A 14,532-nucleotide genomic window follows, 5' to 3' on the forward strand; every position below is an offset into this window, starting at 1 on the left:
GGTCAACCAGTTTGACGTATTTTCCCCAGCCTTTGCTACCGGTGACCCTATGGCTTTCTCTGAACGTGTTTCGCGCCTTAAAAGCTCCTTGATCCGTGAGATCCTCGCGGCGGCCCAACGCCCGCAGGTGATGTCATTTGCCGGTGGCCTGCCAGCCGAAGCCATGCTGCCGGCGCTGGATTGGCAAGGCATGCCGCCTGCCATGGGCCAGTACGGCATGAGCGAAGGCGAGCCGCAATTGCGCGAATTGCTGGCGGCCGAGGCGCGGGCGCTGGGGGTGGCCTGTGATGCCAGCCAGGTCCTGGTGGTCAGCGGTTCGCAGCAAACCCTGGACCTGGCGGCCAAGCTGTATATCGACCGAGGCACGCAGATCCTTCTGGAAGGCCCGACCTACCTGGCCGCCTTGCAGATCTTCCAACTGTTCGGTGCCGACTGCCTGAGCGTGGAACTGGAAGCCGACGGCCCGAACCTGGCGGCGCTGCGCAGCAGCCTGGAACGTCATCGCCCGGCGTTCATCTACCTGATCCCGACCTTCCAGAACCCCTCGGCCGTGCGCTATAGCCAAGCCAAGCGCGATGCGGTGGCGGCGCTGCTCGATGAGTTCGGCGTGACCCTGATCGAAGACGAGCCCTATCGCGAGCTGACCTTCGACGGTGGCAGCGCGCGGCCGATTGTCAGCCAGTTGCGCAAGGCCAGTTGGATCTACACCGGCACCGTATCCAAAACCCTGCTCCCGGGATTGCGGGTCGGCTATCTGATCGCCAGCCCCGACCTGTTCCCCCCTCTGCTCAAGCTCAAGCAGTCGGCGGACCTGCACACCAACCGCGTTGGCCAGTGGCAGGCCATGCAGTGGATCGGCACCGAGCGCTACCAGCAGCACCTGGGGCAACTGCGCAGTTTTTATCGTGAGCGCCGCGATGGGTTCCAACTGGCGCTGACCCGGCATTTCCAGGACTTGGCCGACTGGCAAGTGCCCCAGGGTGGATTATTCTTCTGGCTGACCTTGAAACAGCCCCTGGATACCCGCACCTTGTTGGCACAAGCGCTGGACCAGGACGTGGCGTTCATGCCCGGTGAACCGTTCTTTGCCGAGCCGGACCAGCACCACGGGCACCTGCGGCTCAATTTCAGCCACATCGACCCGGCGCGCCTGGACGAAGGTCTCAAGCGTCTCGCGGCGGTGATCCGTCAAGCACAGCGCGCGCAAGCGGCATAAGGGGAGCTTCATGTACAAGGTTTATGGCGATTACCGCTCGGGCAACTGCTACAAGGTCAAGTTGATGCTCAACCTGCTCGGCATCGCGTATGAGTGGGTGAATGTCGATATCTTGAACGGCGACACACAGACCGCCGAGTTCCTGGCGAAGAACCCCAACGGCAAGATCCCGGTCCTGGAGCTCGAAGACGGCACCTGCCTGTGGGAATCCAACGCGATCCTCAACTTCCTCGCCGACGGCAGCGAATTCCTGCCCAGCGAACCGCGCCTGCGTACCCAAGTGTTGCAGTGGCAGTTTTTCGAGCAGTACAGCCACGAGCCGTACATCGCGGTGGCACGGTTTATCCAGTTTTACCTGGGGCTGCCGGAAGATCGGCTGGAGGAATACAAGACCACCCACAAAGGCGGCTACAAGGCCCTGCGGGTCATGGAAAAACAGCTGCAGGCCACGCCATACCTGGTGGGCGACCAGTATTCGATCGCCGATATTGCGCTATATGCCTACACCCACGTGGCCCATGAGGGTGGTTTTGACCTGAGCCCTTATCCGGCCGTACAAGCCTGGCTTGCCCGCGTGGCCAGCCATCCGCGGCATGTGCCGATGCTCGACTGATAGGCGCGATCTAAATGTAGGAGCGGGCTTGCCCGCGATAGCGCAGGCTCAGTTGATGAATAACTGGCTGATACACCGCTTTCGCGAGCAAGCCCGTTCCCACATTTGGACTGTGTTTGCTGTCAGATCGCGGCGAAGCGCTTGTCCAGGTAATCGATGATCACCTTGGAGTCATACATCCAGGTGGTCTGGCCGTTTTCTTCGATACGCAGGCACGGCACCTTGATCTTGCCGCCTTGGGTAAGCAGCGTCTGGCGGTCTTGCTCGTTGTTCTTCGCATCCTTGAGCGCCACCGGCACATTGAGGCGGTGCAGGGTGCGGCGGGTCTTCACGCAGAACGGGCAGGCATGGAATTGATACAGGGTCAGGCCCTTGGCCGCTTCATTGACCTGCGCCTGTTGCTCGGCGGGGCGCTGTTTTTTCCGCGGGCGGGTAAGGAAGTCGCCCGCGATGATGACGTGGCCGAGGCCCACTCGAAGTGCTTTGACGAACATGGCTGAAACCTCTTGCCCATGACAGAAGGGGCCGCAGCTTACCTGATTTCTACAGGCGAAAAAAAACCGGCGATGAATGCCGGTTTTTTCTGACGCAGCCTGTTACTTGATCAGGCTGAGGAACTCGCTGCGGGTCGCCGCGTTTTCGCGGAACTCACCCAGCATCACCGAGGTGATCATCGACGAATTCTGCTTCTCCACACCGCGCATCATCATGCACATGTGCTTGGCCTCGATCACCACCGCAACGCCCAGGGCACCGGTCACCTGCTGGACCGCTTCGGCGATCTGGCGGCTGAGGTTTTCCTGGATCTGCAGGCGACGGGCATACATATCGACGATCCGCGCGACCTTCGACAGGCCCAGGACCTTGCCGCTGGGGATATAGGCGACATGGGCCTTGCCGATGAACGGCAGCAGGTGGTGTTCGCACAGCGAGTACAACTCGATGTCCTTGACCAGCACCATTTCACTGTTGTCGGAGCTGAACAGGGCACCGTTGGTGACCTCTTCCAGTGTCTGCTCATAGCCGCGGCAAAGGTACTGCATGGCCTTGGCGGCACGTTTTGGCGTGTCGAGCAGGCCCTCGCGGGAAACGTCCTCGCCGATTTGGCCGAGGATCGCTGTGTAATTCTGTTCCAGGGACATGAAACTACCTGTGGGATTTTCGCAAAGTGCAAGGGTACGGTGGCCGGCAGATCGCTGCAAGCTTGGGTTACTCGTCACGCCCTTCGAGCATCGTGCGCTTGAGCATCACATACACCGCCCCGGCACCGCCGTGGCGTGGTTGGCAGGAGGTGAAGCCGAGCACCTGGGGATGCTGGCGCAACCAGGTATTGACATGGCTCTTGATCATCGGGCGCTTGCCGTCCAGGCGCACGGCTTTGCCGTGGGTCACGCGCACGCAGCGGATTTCGAATTTGGTGGCTTCGGCGAGGAAGGCCCACAGGGTTTCCCGGGCCTTTTCCACGGTCATGCCGTGCAGGTCGAGGCTGCCCTCGAAGGGGATCTGCCCGGCCTTGAGCTTGCGCACCTGGCTTTCCTGGACCCCATCGCGGGACCACATCAAATCGTCTTCGGGGCCTACGTCAATCACGAACTGGTCCGACAGACCGTCCACCGTGGTGGCGTCAGTGCGCACCGTGGCCGCCTGGCGCAGCTTGGCGATCTGCGCGCGGTCGGCCTTGGGTTTGCCGGTGTCGGCGCGGTCGTGCTTGATCGGCTTGACGCCGCGCAACTCGTTCTTGAACAGGGAAAAATCGTCGTCTTGCATGTCAGCCTCCGCGAAGGGCGGGCAGTTTACCCAAATCGAGGCGGTTGATGCGGGACAAAACGCTATCAGTGTTCCCTCAATCGTGCTTTTTCATCAGGTGCGAAGCAATGTTCAGTGCCAGGGGCTGGCGCATACGGCGTCGGCAACGGCGCCACAACCAGACACCCAGCCACAGGATCAACAGCCCGCTGCCCAGCAGCACGGCGGCACCGCCCGGGCTGGCATTCAGTTCGCCCAGCGCGGGCGAGTGGCCCAACAGGCCGGCACCACCGGCCAACGCAAGCAGTAAGCCAAACAACGCGAGCAACGCGGCAAATGCCACGCCCAGGCGCAGACGCCAGTTGCTCGGGCCCTTGGGGCGCAAGCGACGAGCGTCAAAACCATCGGATATCTTCATTCCGACCTTTCCTCCAGGGTATCGGCCCTTCGACCGGAAGATAAACAACTTGTTCCGGGCTGGGAGGCAATTGCGGTAAATGACAGGCTTTAGCGGATGAGCGGGGCCGTTGCGGTGGCCGCGCCGCTCATCGACAGGGCGATCAGATCAGATCTTGGGTCAGGGCGAGGGTGGCGAAGTTGTCGGCCATGATGGCCATTTCGGTCTGCTGGACATGTTCGGCGCTGAGGATGCCGCCTTTGTAAGGCAGGTCACGGGTGGCGCAGGCGTCTTCGACCAGGGTGCAGCGAAAGCCCAGGTTCTTCGCCGCGCGCACGGTGGTGCTGACGCTGGAGTGGCTCATGAAGCCGCAGACGATCAGGTCCAGGGAGCCCAGGTCCTGCAGGGTTTTTTCCAGGAGCGTGCCGTGGAAAGCGCTGGGCAGCAGCTTGCCGATGATGGTTTCGTCAGCTTGCGGCTCCAGGCCGGGGATGAACTCGCCGCGCTCGCCCTGGGGGTCGAACAGGCCACCAACGGTGCCCAAGTGGCGGACATGCACGATGGGCCGCCCGGCCCTGCGTGCGGCAGCGCTCAGTTGCTGGATATTTTCTACGGCGGCGTCCATGCCTGACAGGGCGAGCGGGCCGCTCAAATATTCTTTCTGGGCATCGATGATCACAAGGGTCGCGTGGCTCAAATTGGCCGGTGCGTAACCGCGACCGCTGAGTTGAAACATCGTCTTTGGAACGGACATTCTGGGGCTCCTGTGAGTGGGGCTTTTGCGACATTGTCCTCTGGCTGAGCGGTTCTGTGAATCGCTACTAACGTAAGGTGCGCCGTTGTTGGCCTACAGCCATGTCAAGAGGGACTGCGGTGTAACAGAAAAACCTTGAATCAGGTTAAATCCGACGTGTCGCAAAGGTTTTTCATACATCGTCCGTACAGCTTAAGGCTGTTAGAATTGCCAGTCGTTTTTTCCTGGAGCTTGCCCCCGTGATCACTTCCCGCCTGCGCACCTTGCGCGACCATATCCGTTGGGCTGTCAGCCGTTTCCATGGGGAAGACCTGTTTTTTGGCCATGGTACCGACAATGCCTGGGACGAAGCCCGGCAATTGGTGTTGGGTGCGCTGCACCTGCCTTGGGAAATTGCCGACAGCTATTTGGACTGTAACCTCGAAGAAGAAGAGATTTCCCACGTACAGCGCCTGCTGCATCGGCGTATCCACGAGCGCGTGCCCACCGCCTACCTGTTGAAAGAGGCCTGGTTCTGCGGCATGTCGTTTATTGTCGATGAGCGCGTGCTGATCCCGCGCTCCCCGATTGGCGAGTTGATCGAAAACCGTTTCGAACCCTGGCTGGCCCAGCCACCGGCGCGCATCCTCGACTTGTGCACCGGTTCCGGTTGCATCGGCATCGCCTGTGCCTACGAGTTCCAGGAAGCCGAAGTAGTGCTGGGGGACTTGTCCTTCGAAGCGCTGGAAGTGGCCAACCAGAACATCGAGCGCCATGGCGTCGACGAGCGCGTGTACACCGTGCAGGGTGACGGCTTCGACGGTTTGCCCGGCCAGCGCTTCGACCTGATTGTGTCCAACCCGCCGTATGTCGATGCCGAAGACTTTGCCGACATGCCCGACGAATACCAGCACGAGCCCGAGTTGGGCCTGGCCTGCGGTGACGACGGCTTGAACCTGGTGCGCCGGATGTTGGCCGAGGCGGCCGACCATCTGAGCGAGAAGGGTTTGCTGATTGTCGAGGTGGGCAACAGCCAGGTGCACGTTGAAGCGCTGTACCCGGAAGTGGATTTTGCCTGGCTGGAATTCCAGAACGGTGGCCATGGCGTGTTCATGCTGACGGCGCAGCAGTGCCGGGAGCATCAGGCGGTGTTTGCCTCCAGGGTCTAACCCGGTCCATGTAGGAGCTGGCTTGCCAGCGATGGCATCAACTCGGTGTGGCTGATACACCGAGTCGTCTGCATCGCAGGCAAGCCAGCTCCTACATTTGGTTTGATCAGTTAAAGCGTGTTGTCAGCGGTGCGTCGCAATCCAGATCAGCAGCCCCGCCTGGAACACGGTGAACGCCACCAGGCAGGTGATGGTGAAACGCAGGCCGCTGTCCTCGCGCTTGAACTTGATGACCTTTTCTTCTTCGTGGCGCAGCTTCACTTCCTGCTCCGCCAGGTTCTGCTCAGCCTGTTGCAGCATCTGCGCGGCTTCGAGGATTTCCACGAACTGCACCTTCTCGGTGTTCCAGCTGTCCAGCACTTCGCTGACCTTGCCCGGCTGCACATGCCCCTTCAGATGCTGGACATCGGCATAGGCCACATCAAAACCCTGGATCCGCAAAAAGTGGTCGCGGCGCAGGCGGGTGGCTTCGTTCAATGCATCCTTGTTCGCCAGGTCCACGCCGTCGACGCGATAGTGCGACCACTTCTTTTTCGCCCATGCGGCACCCTGGGCCACCAGGAAGCGGCCCAGGCCTCGGTTGGCCGGCTCGATTTCCAGGCTGTTGCCCGGGCCAAAATGCACGCGGTGGGTGGCGTGGTCGACCCACACGTCCAGGTGATTCTGTTCGCGTCGCACCCGTTGGGCGGGTAATTGGATGACCATGCGCAGCAGGCTGTGGTCCTTGTTGTTGCGCTCGGCATAGCCAAATTGCACAAAGCGCAACGGTCGGGCGCCGGTGGCGCGGTCGGTGGCCAAGGGTGCCAGGCGCAGCATCTTGAAGTGTTCGGCCTCAACCTCTGCCCACGGCAGCGCAGCCGCAGCCGCCGCTTCGGTGTCGGCGGTGGTTTCGGCGGGAGGTTGTGGTACTGCTTCGGTGTTCGTCATTCGGCGCGATCCTGTCCAAGCCCAGCAAGTCGACAGGCTTTTTGCTGTCGACCCTGTGCTTATCGGCCGTTTTCTCCAGGACTGGAGGGGCAATAGTCGCTTATCGGGGGCGAAGTCCGTCGATAAAGCCAACCAGGCGCCTGCCCAGCGCATCGGCGAGGGGCAACTGCGGGTCGTTGTAGGAGCTCAATTGCTGTTTCACATCGTTGGGTACGATGCGCATCACGTGATTCATGCCGGGGATCACCGCCAGTTCTGCGTCGGGTTTGGCCTGCTTGAGCCTTTCGGCATCGGCCACTCCCACTTGCAGGTCGGTGGTGCCCTGGACGATCAGGGCCGGCATCGTCAAGCGGGCGAACGCCGCTGCGGGGTCGGCACGAAACAGGCTGATCAGGTATGGCTGCACGCTGGGACGGAAAATCCCTTGCAGCGGGCCTGGCACATCGGCATCCACCTGGCCGGCCTTGAGTCGATCAAGGATTTGGTTGCTGCGCAGCAGCAGGGCCGGCGGCATGTGATCTGCCAGTTGCTGGCGAATCACCTGGTCTACCGGGCGGGCACTGCCGGACAGGGAGATCACCCCGGCAGGCTCGAGTTCAGGGGCGGCGAGGGCAGCCACCAAGGCGCCCTCACTGTGGCCCAGTACCACCAGGGGCCCGAAACGTGGATCGGCCTTGAGCAATTGGCCCCAGGCCACCGCGTCGGCGACATAGGCGTCCAGGGTCAGGTTGCGCTCGTCGGGTGTGGCCTTGAGGCTGGCGGCCACGCCGCGTTTGTCGTAGCGCACGCTGGCAATGTTATGCCGGGCCAGGACCAAGGCCAGGCGCTTGAGGCTGTCGTTGCGTGCGCCTTCGGCGCTGTTGCCGTTGCGGTCGGTGGGGCCGGAGCCGGCGATGATCAGCACCACGGGCACCGGTTTGTCAGATTGGGGTAGCAACAGAGAGCCAAACAACTCGCCGCTGCCGGTGTCCAGGCTGATGGGGCGTTGCAGCACCACAGGGCTGGCGGCGTGGGCGACGGTACAGAACAGGGTGAGGGTGAACAGCAAAACTCGCAGCATCATCGCGCCATCATGAGGAAGGTGCCGGTTGGACCAACGTCTACCGGGAAGGTTTCGAGGATGAACTACTGGGTGAGCCTGCGTATACTGGCGCGCTTAGTTATCACGGTTGAGTTGATTCAACTGATTTCACGGAGCGCTCTGCATGTCCGGCAATACCTACGGCAAGCTGTTCACTGTCACCACCGCGGGCGAAAGCCATGGCCCGGCGTTGGTCGCCATTGTCGACGGCTGCCCGCCCGGCCTTGAGCTGTCCCTGGACGACCTGCAGCGCGACCTCGACCGCCGCAAGCCTGGCACCAGCCGCCACACCACCCAGCGCCAGGAGCCCGACGAAGTCGAAATCCTCTCCGGCGTGTTCGAAGGCCGCACCACCGGCTGCGCCATTGGCCTGCTGATCCGCAACACCGACCAGAAGTCCAAGGACTACTCGGCAATCAAGGATCTGTTCCGCCCGGCCCACGCCGACTACACCTACCACCATAAATACGGCGAGCGCGACTACCGTGGCGGTGGCCGCAGTTCGGCGCGGGAAACCGCAATGCGCGTGGCCGCCGGGGCCATTGCCAAGAAGTACCTGGCAACCCAGGGCATTGTGATCCGTGGCTACATGAGCCAGTTGGGCCCGATCGAAATCCCGTTCAAGAGCTGGGACAGTGTGCAAGACAACGCCTTCTTCAGCCCCGACCCGGACAAGGTGCCGGAGCTGGAGGCCTATATGGACCAGCTGCGCCGTGACCAGGATTCGGTGGGTGCAAAGATCACCGTGGTCGCCGAAGGGGTGATGCCGGGCCTGGGCGAGCCGATTTTCGACCGCCTGGACGCCGAACTGGCCCACGCGCTGATGAGCATCAACGCGGTCAAGGGCGTGGAAATCGGCGCCGGTTTCGCCTGCGTGGCCCAGCGCGGCACCGAGCACCGCGATGAGCTGACCCCAGAAGGTTTTGTCAGCAACAATGCGGGCGGCATTCTTGGCGGCATCTCGTCCGGCCAGCCGATTGTGGCGCACCTGGCGCTCAAGCCGACGTCTAGCATCACCACGCCGGGGCGCTCCATTGATGTGCATGGCAACCCGGTGGACGTGATCACCAAGGGCCGCCATGACCCGTGCGTTGGCATCCGCGCCACGCCGATTGCCGAGGCAATGATGGCCATTGTGCTGATGGATCACCTGCTGCGGCACCGTGGGCAGAATGCCGATGTGAGTGTAAGTACCCCGGTACTGGGCCAGCTGTGACGGTCTGACCGTGACCGCACTCCCGTACTGGCGACTTTCCAGCTTCTATCTGTTCTATTTCGCCCTGCTGGGGGCGACGGCGCCGTTCCTGGCGCTGTACTTCCATCATCTGGGGTTCTCCAGCGCGCGTATTGGCGAGTTGGTTGCAATCCCGATGCTGATGCGCTGCGTGGCCCCCAATATCTGGGGCTGGCTGGGGGACTACACCGGTCGGCGCCTGGCCATCGTGCGTTTTGGCGCGGTGTGTACGCTGCTCAGTTTTTCGCTGATCTTTGTCAGCCAGAGCTACGCCTGGCTGGCGCTGGTGATGGCCCTGCATGCGTTCTTCTGGCACGCGGTATTGCCGCAGTTCGAGGTCATCACCCTGGCGCACCTGCAAGGCCAGACCTCTCGCTACAGCCAGGTCCGCCTGTGGGGTTCGGTGGGGTTCATCCTCGCCGTCGTCGCCCTGGGGCGGCTGTTCGAGGCCCTGAGCCTGGATATCTACCCGGTGGCGATCGTATTGATCATGGCCGGTATCATCGGTGCCAGCTGGTGGGTGCCCAATGCCCAGCCGGCTGCCACGGGCGAGCGCGGTGCCGGCGACGGCTTCCTGCGGCAACTGCGCAGCCCAGGTGTGCTGGCGTTTTATGCTTGTGTCGCCTTGATGCAAATGAGCCACGGCCCGTACTACACCTTCCTCACCCTGCACCTGGAAAGCCTCGGTTACAGCCGTGGCGTGATTGGTCTGTTGTGGGCCCTGGGCGTCGTGGCGGAAGTGCTGATGTTCATGGCCATGAGCCGGATCCTCTCGCGCTTCTCGGTGCGCCGGGTGCTGGTGGCCAGTTTCCTGTTGGCGGCGTTGCGCTGGTTGTTGCTGGGCGCGTTCGCCGAGTTCCTGTGGGTGCTGCTATTTGCCCAATTGCTGCATGCCGCAACCTTTGGCAGCTTTCATGCAGCGGCCATCCAATTTGTGCAGCGCAGCTTCGGTGCGCGCCAACAAGGCCAGGGCCAGGCCCTTTACGCCGCGCTGGCCGGTACCGGCGGCGCGCTGGGCGCCTTGTATTCCGGGTATAGCTGGAACCAGTTGGGGCCGACCCTGACCTTCAGTATCGCCAGCCTCGCAGCCCTGGCCGCTGCGTTGATCATGGCGCAGCGCTTGCCCGAGGAGCGGCCGTGAGCCCGGCCCATCATCTGCAGACTCTTACCGCCCGAGGACCCTTTTTATGAGCATTCTTTGCGTTTATCACGTTTCTACCCCGGACACCCCGAACAAGGTCCTGACCCACGCTGACGACATTGCCTCGACCCTGGCCGAGCAGGGCGTGGGTTTCGAGCGCTGGCAGGCGAGTACCCGTGTCGAGGCCGGCGCCAGTGCGGCCGAGGTGAGCGCAGCGTACCAGGCGCAAATTGACACCTGCATGACGGCACACGGTTATGCGCAGGTGCAGGTGTTGAGCGTGAGTCGTGAGCATCCGCAAAAGGATGCCGTGGCTGCAGGTTTGCGCGACGAGTATCGCCATGATGCCGACGAAATCCGTCTGTTTGCCGCCGGGCGTGGGTTGCTCGGCTTGCACATCGACGATTACGTGTACACGGTGCTCTGCGAAAAACACGACCTGCTGCGCATCCCTGCCGGCATGCCGCGCTGGTTCGACTTGGGGGAAGAGCCGCGCGTGGTCGCGATCAGCCTGTTCCAGACGGCGTCCGGGGCCGTTGCGCAAGTAAGCGGCAGTGACATCGCGCAACATTTCCCTGGGTTGGATGATTGACGTTAGTTCACTCTCCGAAAACTTATTCAATACACCTAAGTTGGAAAAGTTTGTGGGAATGGGCTCTATAGTTTGTAAGTTCTAGCTATTTGTCTGTGGGTCGATGTGTTAATCCCAGGCTTTATGTAACTCTCCCGTCGCTGTGTATTTCGTCTGTCAATAGGAGGAATCCGATTATTGACAGTGCAAATCAATAAGAGACGGAGAGGTATGTATGAGCAGCCCAGAGGAGCCAACCCCATCCGTGGAGCCTGCGGCAGACGAAGCCTGTGTACAGGCATGCGACGGCCAGGCCGGCGGCGCGCAACTGGCGTTGCCGGATAAACCGTTGACCGCCAAGGAGTTGGAAATACTGCGCTGGGCCACGGAGGGCAAGACAGTGTGGGAAATCAGCCGGATCCGCTGTGTCTCACAGGCCACGGTGAAGTTTCATTTGCGCAATATCTACAGCAAGTTGCACGTCAATAACCGGGTCCAGGCGGCAAGCGAAGCGATCCGGCGCGGTTTATGCGGGTAAAAAAAGGGCCGTGAAGCGCAACGGCTTCACGGCCCTGGGAAACAAGCTGGTACTCAGGCCGAGTGGTAGGTCGGCAGGGCAAAGCGGTGCTGGCTTTGCAGCATCGAAATCTGTGGCAACTCGCTGGCCTGTTCTGCCAGGTCACGGCGGATTGCGCTAATGACCCAGGTCAGTTGGTCGGCGGTGTGCAGTTGCTGGTACGAGATCGAGCGCTTGATCTGCTTGCCCTCGGTGTTGCGCAGGGTCAGCAGGATGCCACCGTCGGGACGTGGCTGGGTGGTGACGTCGTAGTTGGAGAATACAGAAGCGAATTTGTCTTGGATCAGGCTCATGTCTATCGGCTCCATTGGCTCGTGTTGTGCGGCATGGAGTGATAGGTGCAGTGATTGTGCCAGTATCGCGATTTATAAAAACATCATATAAATCAATATCTTATAAAAATTCGAAATTTTCAGATTCGTGCAATATGCATGAATGGCCATCGTGCATCCTGCATTTTGCGCTATTGGCCGCTGACGAGCGGTGCTGGCGTTCACCTCTGGGCGGGATACAAAACATTGCAAATCCTGCGTGTACAGCCAAGGAACGGCTGGCGTATTTTCCTGCAAGGCATTCAGGAACGGTCCTACGCCGCATGAAGGCCCGCGCACCCTACCAACAATAAGAAAAAGGACTTCTGTGCATGAGCAATCCGAACAGCGAGATGATCACCCTCGGCATGATGTTGCGTAAGGTGCCGACCATTGTCCGGGCCCTGCCACGGTTGGTGCGCGGGATCCGCGTCGCCAACATCACTGACCCCGACCAGCCCTGCGGGCTGGGCTGGACCTTCGAGCAGGCTACCCAGCGCAACCCCGAGGGCGCCGCGCTGCTATATGGCGACCAGGTGTTCAGTTACCGCCAGGCCAACCAGCACGCCAATCGCATCGCCCATCACTTGCAGGCCCAAGGCATTGGCAAGGGCGATGTGGTCGCCCTATTTATCGAAAACCGCCCTGAGCTGTTGCTGACTGTACTGGCGGTGGCCAAGGTCGGCGGTATCTGCGCCATGCTCAACACCGCGCAAACCCAGGCGGTGCTGGTGCATAGCCTGACCCTGGTCAACCCCGTGGCGATTGTAGTCGGCGCCGAACTGGTCGAGGCCTTCGACGCGGTGCGGGGGCAGGTGGCGATTGATCCGCTGCGTACCTGGTATGTCGCCGATCAGCAGGCGGCGCCGGTGCCCCAGGGCTATATCGACCTGATGGCCGCCAGCGCGGACTGCTCGACGGATAACCCGGCCAGCAGCCAACAGATCTACTTCAACGACCCCTGCTTCTATATCTACACCTCCGGCACCACGGGCTTGCCCAAGGCCGGCATCTTCAAGCATGGCCGCTGGATGAAGTCCTCGGCCAGCTTCGGCACCATTGCCCTGGACATGGGTCCTGAAGACGTCGTCTATTGCACCCTGCCGCTGTACCACGCCACCGGGCTGTGTGTGTGCTGGGGCTCGGCGATTGCCGGCGCGTCGGGGTTTGCCATCCGGCGCAAGTTCAGCGCCAGCCAGTTCTGGGACGATGTGCGCAAATTCAACGCAACTACCCTGGGTTACGTCGGCGAGTTGTGCCGCTACCTGATCGACCAGCCGCCCAGCGAGCGCGACCGCGACAACCGCGTGGTGAAGATGATCGGCAACGGCTTGCGTCCCGGTGTTTGGGGGCCGTTCAAGGAGCGCTTTGGCGTCGATCATATCTGCGAGCTTTACGCGGCCAGCGACGGCAATATCGGCTTCACTAACGTGCTGAATTTCGACAACACCATCGGCTTTTCCCTGATGCACTGGGCGCTGGTGGACTACGCCCACGACACCTGCGAGCCGATCCGGGGCAGCAATGGGTTTATGCGTGAAGTGCAGAAGGGCGGCCAGGGCCTGCTGCTGGCCAGGATCGACGACAAAGCGCCGTTCGATGGCTACACCGACCCGGAAAAGAACCGCAAGGTGGTGTTGAGCGATGTGTTCGAGAAGGGCGATCGCTATTTCAACACCGGCGATCTGTTGCGCAGTATCGGCTTTGGCCATGCGCAGTTCGTCGACCGCCTGGGCGACACCTATCGCTGGAAGGGCGAGAACGTCTCCACCACCGAAGTGGAGAACATCTTTATGCAGCACCCGCAGATCACTGAGGCGGTGGCCTACGGGGTGGAAATCGCCAACACCAACGGTCGTGCCGGGATGGCCGCGATTACCCCGTCCGAATCCCTGGCCACCCTGGATATGCAGGCGTTGCTGCAGTTCGCCCAGAGCCAGATGCCAGCCTATGCGGTGCCGCTGTTCCTGCGGATCAAGGTGAAGATGGAAACCACCGGCACCTTCAAGTACCAGAAGGTGCGGCTCAAGGAAGAAGCGTTCGACCCGGCCCGGGTTGGCGACGATCCACTGTATGCCTGGCTGCCGGGTACGGATGCCTACGTACCGGTAACCGGCCAGGTGCTGGCGGATATCCAGGGCGGAAAGTATCGCTACTAAGGCACTTGATAGAGTCTGGCTATCGAAGCTTTCGAGAGAAAAGGGGTGACAGGCGTGGCGCTGCTCGGGAAACTGACGGCCTTACGCCACACCCTCCAGGGAGCCGCAGATGTCAGATCAAGCCAAACAAATGACCGAAGAAGAAGCCGCCGAATTTGCCGAGCAGGTCTTCGACGTCGCCCGTCGAGGCGATGCCGCCATGCTGGCCGCGCTGCTGGCCAAGGGCTTGCCGGTCAATCTGCGTAACCACAATGGCGACACCTTGTTGATGTTGTCCGCCTACCACGGGCACGCCGAGGCGGTGAAGGTGCTGCTGGAGTTCAAGGCCGACCCGCAGATCGCCAACGACAAGAACCAACTGCCGATTGCCGGCGCGGCATTCAAGGGCAACCTGGCGGTGGTCAAGGCATTGATCGAGGGCGGCAGCCCGGTTGACGGCGCTTCTGCTGATGGCCGCACGGCGCTGATGATGGCGGCGATGTTCAACCGTACCGAGATGGTCGAGTACCTGCTCAGCGTCGGGGCTAACCCCAAGGCCACGGATGCCCAGGGTGTGACTGCGCTGGGTGCGGCCCAGACCATGGGAGCAGCGGATACGACGGCGCAGTTGCAAAAACTGGTGTAGGCTTTGCGCCCTCAAAATCAGCCTCGCCACAG

General features: G+C 61.4%; 17 protein-coding genes. 9 read left to right on the forward strand and 8 right to left on the reverse strand.

The features are described from left to right. Window positions 1-49: 49 nt before the first annotated feature. Window positions 50-1,216 (forward strand): PLP-dependent aminotransferase family protein, encoded by a 1,167-nt coding sequence (locus HBO11_RS19195; RefSeq protein WP_169952810.1) that lies wholly within the window; start codon window positions 50-52, stop codon window positions 1,214-1,216. Between the two features lie 10 nt (window positions 1,217-1,226). Continuing rightward, window positions 1,227-1,829 carry a glutathione S-transferase family protein gene (locus HBO11_RS19200; protein WP_038447277.1) on the forward strand — a complete coding sequence of 201 codons (603 nt, stop codon included), beginning with the start codon at window positions 1,227-1,229 and terminating at the stop codon, window positions 1,827-1,829. Window positions 1,830-1,951: 122 nt separating this feature from the next. Here HBO11_RS19200 and HBO11_RS19205 read toward each other — a convergent pair whose 3' ends face one another. From HBO11_RS19205 to HBO11_RS19225, 5 genes are all read right to left on the reverse strand, one after another. Next, window positions 1,952-2,323, reverse strand: coding sequence for a glutathione S-transferase N-terminal domain-containing protein (locus tag HBO11_RS19205; protein WP_029300369.1), 372 nt, complete (start codon window positions 2,321-2,323; stop codon window positions 1,952-1,954). 102 nt (window positions 2,324-2,425) lie between these two features. Continuing rightward, the gene (gene folE / locus HBO11_RS19210; protein WP_057440723.1) at window positions 2,426-2,971 is read right to left on the reverse strand and encodes a GTP cyclohydrolase I FolE; all 546 of its coding nucleotides are present in this window, start codon (window positions 2,969-2,971) and stop codon (window positions 2,426-2,428) included. Window positions 2,972-3,038: 67 nt separating this feature from the next. Further along, a complete protein-coding gene (locus HBO11_RS19215) occupies window positions 3,039-3,596 on the reverse strand; it encodes a Smr/MutS family protein (RefSeq protein ID WP_169952807.1) in 558 nt (185 codons plus the stop codon). 76 nt (window positions 3,597-3,672) lie between these two features. After that, window positions 3,673-3,993 (reverse strand): hypothetical protein, encoded by a 321-nt coding sequence (locus HBO11_RS19220; protein ID WP_169952804.1) that lies wholly within the window; start codon window positions 3,991-3,993, stop codon window positions 3,673-3,675. Between the two features lie 142 nt (window positions 3,994-4,135). Further along, on the reverse strand, window positions 4,136-4,726 hold the full coding sequence (locus HBO11_RS19225) for a cysteine hydrolase family protein (protein WP_169952802.1): 591 nt from the start codon (window positions 4,724-4,726) through the stop codon (window positions 4,136-4,138). Window positions 4,727-4,965: 239 nt separating this feature from the next. Here HBO11_RS19225 and prmB point away from each other — a divergent pair, with 239 nt between their 5' ends. Then, complete coding sequence (prmB, locus tag HBO11_RS19230; protein WP_169952800.1) at window positions 4,966-5,874, forward strand: 50S ribosomal protein L3 N(5)-glutamine methyltransferase; 909 nt, start codon at window positions 4,966-4,968, stop codon at window positions 5,872-5,874. 123 nt (window positions 5,875-5,997) lie between these two features. On the opposite strand, the gene HBO11_RS19235 is transcribed toward prmB, so the two are convergent. Together HBO11_RS19235 and HBO11_RS19240 are read right to left on the reverse strand one after the other, a co-directional pair. Continuing rightward, the gene (locus HBO11_RS19235) at window positions 5,998-6,801 is read right to left on the reverse strand and encodes a hypothetical protein (RefSeq protein WP_169952798.1); all 804 of its coding nucleotides are present in this window, start codon (window positions 6,799-6,801) and stop codon (window positions 5,998-6,000) included. Window positions 6,802-6,901: 100 nt separating this feature from the next. Further along, window positions 6,902-7,864 (reverse strand): alpha/beta fold hydrolase, encoded by a 963-nt coding sequence (locus HBO11_RS19240; protein WP_169952796.1) that lies wholly within the window; start codon window positions 7,862-7,864, stop codon window positions 6,902-6,904. Between the two features lie 142 nt (window positions 7,865-8,006). On the opposite strand from HBO11_RS19240, the gene aroC reads away from it, so the two are divergent. The 4 genes from aroC to HBO11_RS19260 all read left to right on the forward strand — a co-directional run bounded on the left by aroC (window position 8,007) and on the right by HBO11_RS19260 (window position 11,366). Next, entirely contained in the window at window positions 8,007-9,098 is a 1,092-nt protein-coding gene (aroC, locus tag HBO11_RS19245) for a chorismate synthase (protein WP_169952794.1), read from the forward strand. A gap of 10 nt (window positions 9,099-9,108) precedes the next feature. Then, entirely contained in the window at window positions 9,109-10,257 is a 1,149-nt protein-coding gene (locus tag HBO11_RS19250; protein WP_169952792.1) for an MFS transporter, read from the forward strand. A 46-nt stretch (window positions 10,258-10,303) separates the two neighbouring features. After that, window positions 10,304-10,849 (forward strand): acireductone dioxygenase, encoded by a 546-nt coding sequence (locus tag HBO11_RS19255; protein WP_169952790.1) that lies wholly within the window; start codon window positions 10,304-10,306, stop codon window positions 10,847-10,849. A gap of 214 nt (window positions 10,850-11,063) precedes the next feature. Beyond that, on the forward strand, window positions 11,064-11,366 hold the full coding sequence (locus HBO11_RS19260; protein ID WP_169952788.1) for a helix-turn-helix transcriptional regulator: 303 nt from the start codon (window positions 11,064-11,066) through the stop codon (window positions 11,364-11,366). A 53-nt stretch (window positions 11,367-11,419) separates the two neighbouring features. On the opposite strand, the gene HBO11_RS19265 is transcribed toward HBO11_RS19260, so the two are convergent. Then, window positions 11,420-11,698, reverse strand: coding sequence for a DUF3509 domain-containing protein (locus tag HBO11_RS19265; RefSeq protein ID WP_038447301.1), 279 nt, complete (start codon window positions 11,696-11,698; stop codon window positions 11,420-11,422). Between the two features lie 350 nt (window positions 11,699-12,048). Here HBO11_RS19265 and HBO11_RS19270 point away from each other — a divergent pair, with 350 nt between their 5' ends. Further along, window positions 12,049-13,875, forward strand: coding sequence for a long-chain-acyl-CoA synthetase (locus HBO11_RS19270; protein ID WP_169952786.1), 1,827 nt, complete (start codon window positions 12,049-12,051; stop codon window positions 13,873-13,875). Window positions 13,876-13,984: 109 nt separating this feature from the next. Continuing rightward, on the forward strand, window positions 13,985-14,500 hold the full coding sequence (locus HBO11_RS19275; RefSeq protein ID WP_169952784.1) for an ankyrin repeat domain-containing protein: 516 nt from the start codon (window positions 13,985-13,987) through the stop codon (window positions 14,498-14,500). The last annotated feature ends 32 nt before the right edge of the window (window positions 14,501-14,532 follow it).

Source organism: Pseudomonas sp. WS 5010 (genome assembly GCF_012985565.1).
Taxonomy (GTDB): Bacteria; Pseudomonadota; Gammaproteobacteria; order Pseudomonadales; family Pseudomonadaceae; genus Aquipseudomonas.

Excerpts from the sequence above, each read along its gene's own strand:
- folE (WP_057440723.1), bottom strand. The coding sequence starts at position 2,971 with ATGTCCCTGGAACAGAATTACACAGCGATCCTCGGCCAAATCGGCGAG.
- HBO11_RS19255 (WP_169952790.1), top strand. The coding sequence starts at position 10,304 with ATGAGCATTCTTTGCGTTTATCACGTTTCTACCCCGGACACCCCGAAC.
- HBO11_RS19220 (WP_169952804.1), bottom strand. The coding sequence starts at position 3,993 with ATGAAGATATCCGATGGTTTTGACGCTCGTCGCTTGCGCCCCAAGGGC.
- HBO11_RS19215 (WP_169952807.1), bottom strand. The coding sequence starts at position 3,596 with ATGCAAGACGACGATTTTTCCCTGTTCAAGAACGAGTTGCGCGGCGTC.
- HBO11_RS19275 (WP_169952784.1), top strand. The coding sequence starts at position 13,985 with ATGTCAGATCAAGCCAAACAAATGACCGAAGAAGAAGCCGCCGAATTT.
- HBO11_RS19270 (WP_169952786.1), top strand. The coding sequence starts at position 12,049 with ATGAGCAATCCGAACAGCGAGATGATCACCCTCGGCATGATGTTGCGT.
- HBO11_RS19205 (WP_029300369.1), bottom strand. The coding sequence starts at position 2,323 with ATGTTCGTCAAAGCACTTCGAGTGGGCCTCGGCCACGTCATCATCGCG.
- aroC (WP_169952794.1), top strand. The coding sequence starts at position 8,007 with ATGTCCGGCAATACCTACGGCAAGCTGTTCACTGTCACCACCGCGGGC.
- HBO11_RS19235 (WP_169952798.1), bottom strand. The coding sequence starts at position 6,801 with ATGACGAACACCGAAGCAGTACCACAACCTCCCGCCGAAACCACCGCC.
- HBO11_RS19195 (WP_169952810.1), top strand. The coding sequence starts at position 50 with ATGGCTTTCTCTGAACGTGTTTCGCGCCTTAAAAGCTCCTTGATCCGT.
- HBO11_RS19200 (WP_038447277.1), top strand. The coding sequence starts at position 1,227 with ATGTACAAGGTTTATGGCGATTACCGCTCGGGCAACTGCTACAAGGTC.
- HBO11_RS19240 (WP_169952796.1), bottom strand. The coding sequence starts at position 7,864 with ATGATGCTGCGAGTTTTGCTGTTCACCCTCACCCTGTTCTGTACCGTC.
- HBO11_RS19225 (WP_169952802.1), bottom strand. The coding sequence starts at position 4,726 with ATGTCCGTTCCAAAGACGATGTTTCAACTCAGCGGTCGCGGTTACGCA.
- HBO11_RS19265 (WP_038447301.1), bottom strand. The coding sequence starts at position 11,698 with ATGAGCCTGATCCAAGACAAATTCGCTTCTGTATTCTCCAACTACGAC.
- HBO11_RS19260 (WP_169952788.1), top strand. The coding sequence starts at position 11,064 with ATGAGCAGCCCAGAGGAGCCAACCCCATCCGTGGAGCCTGCGGCAGAC.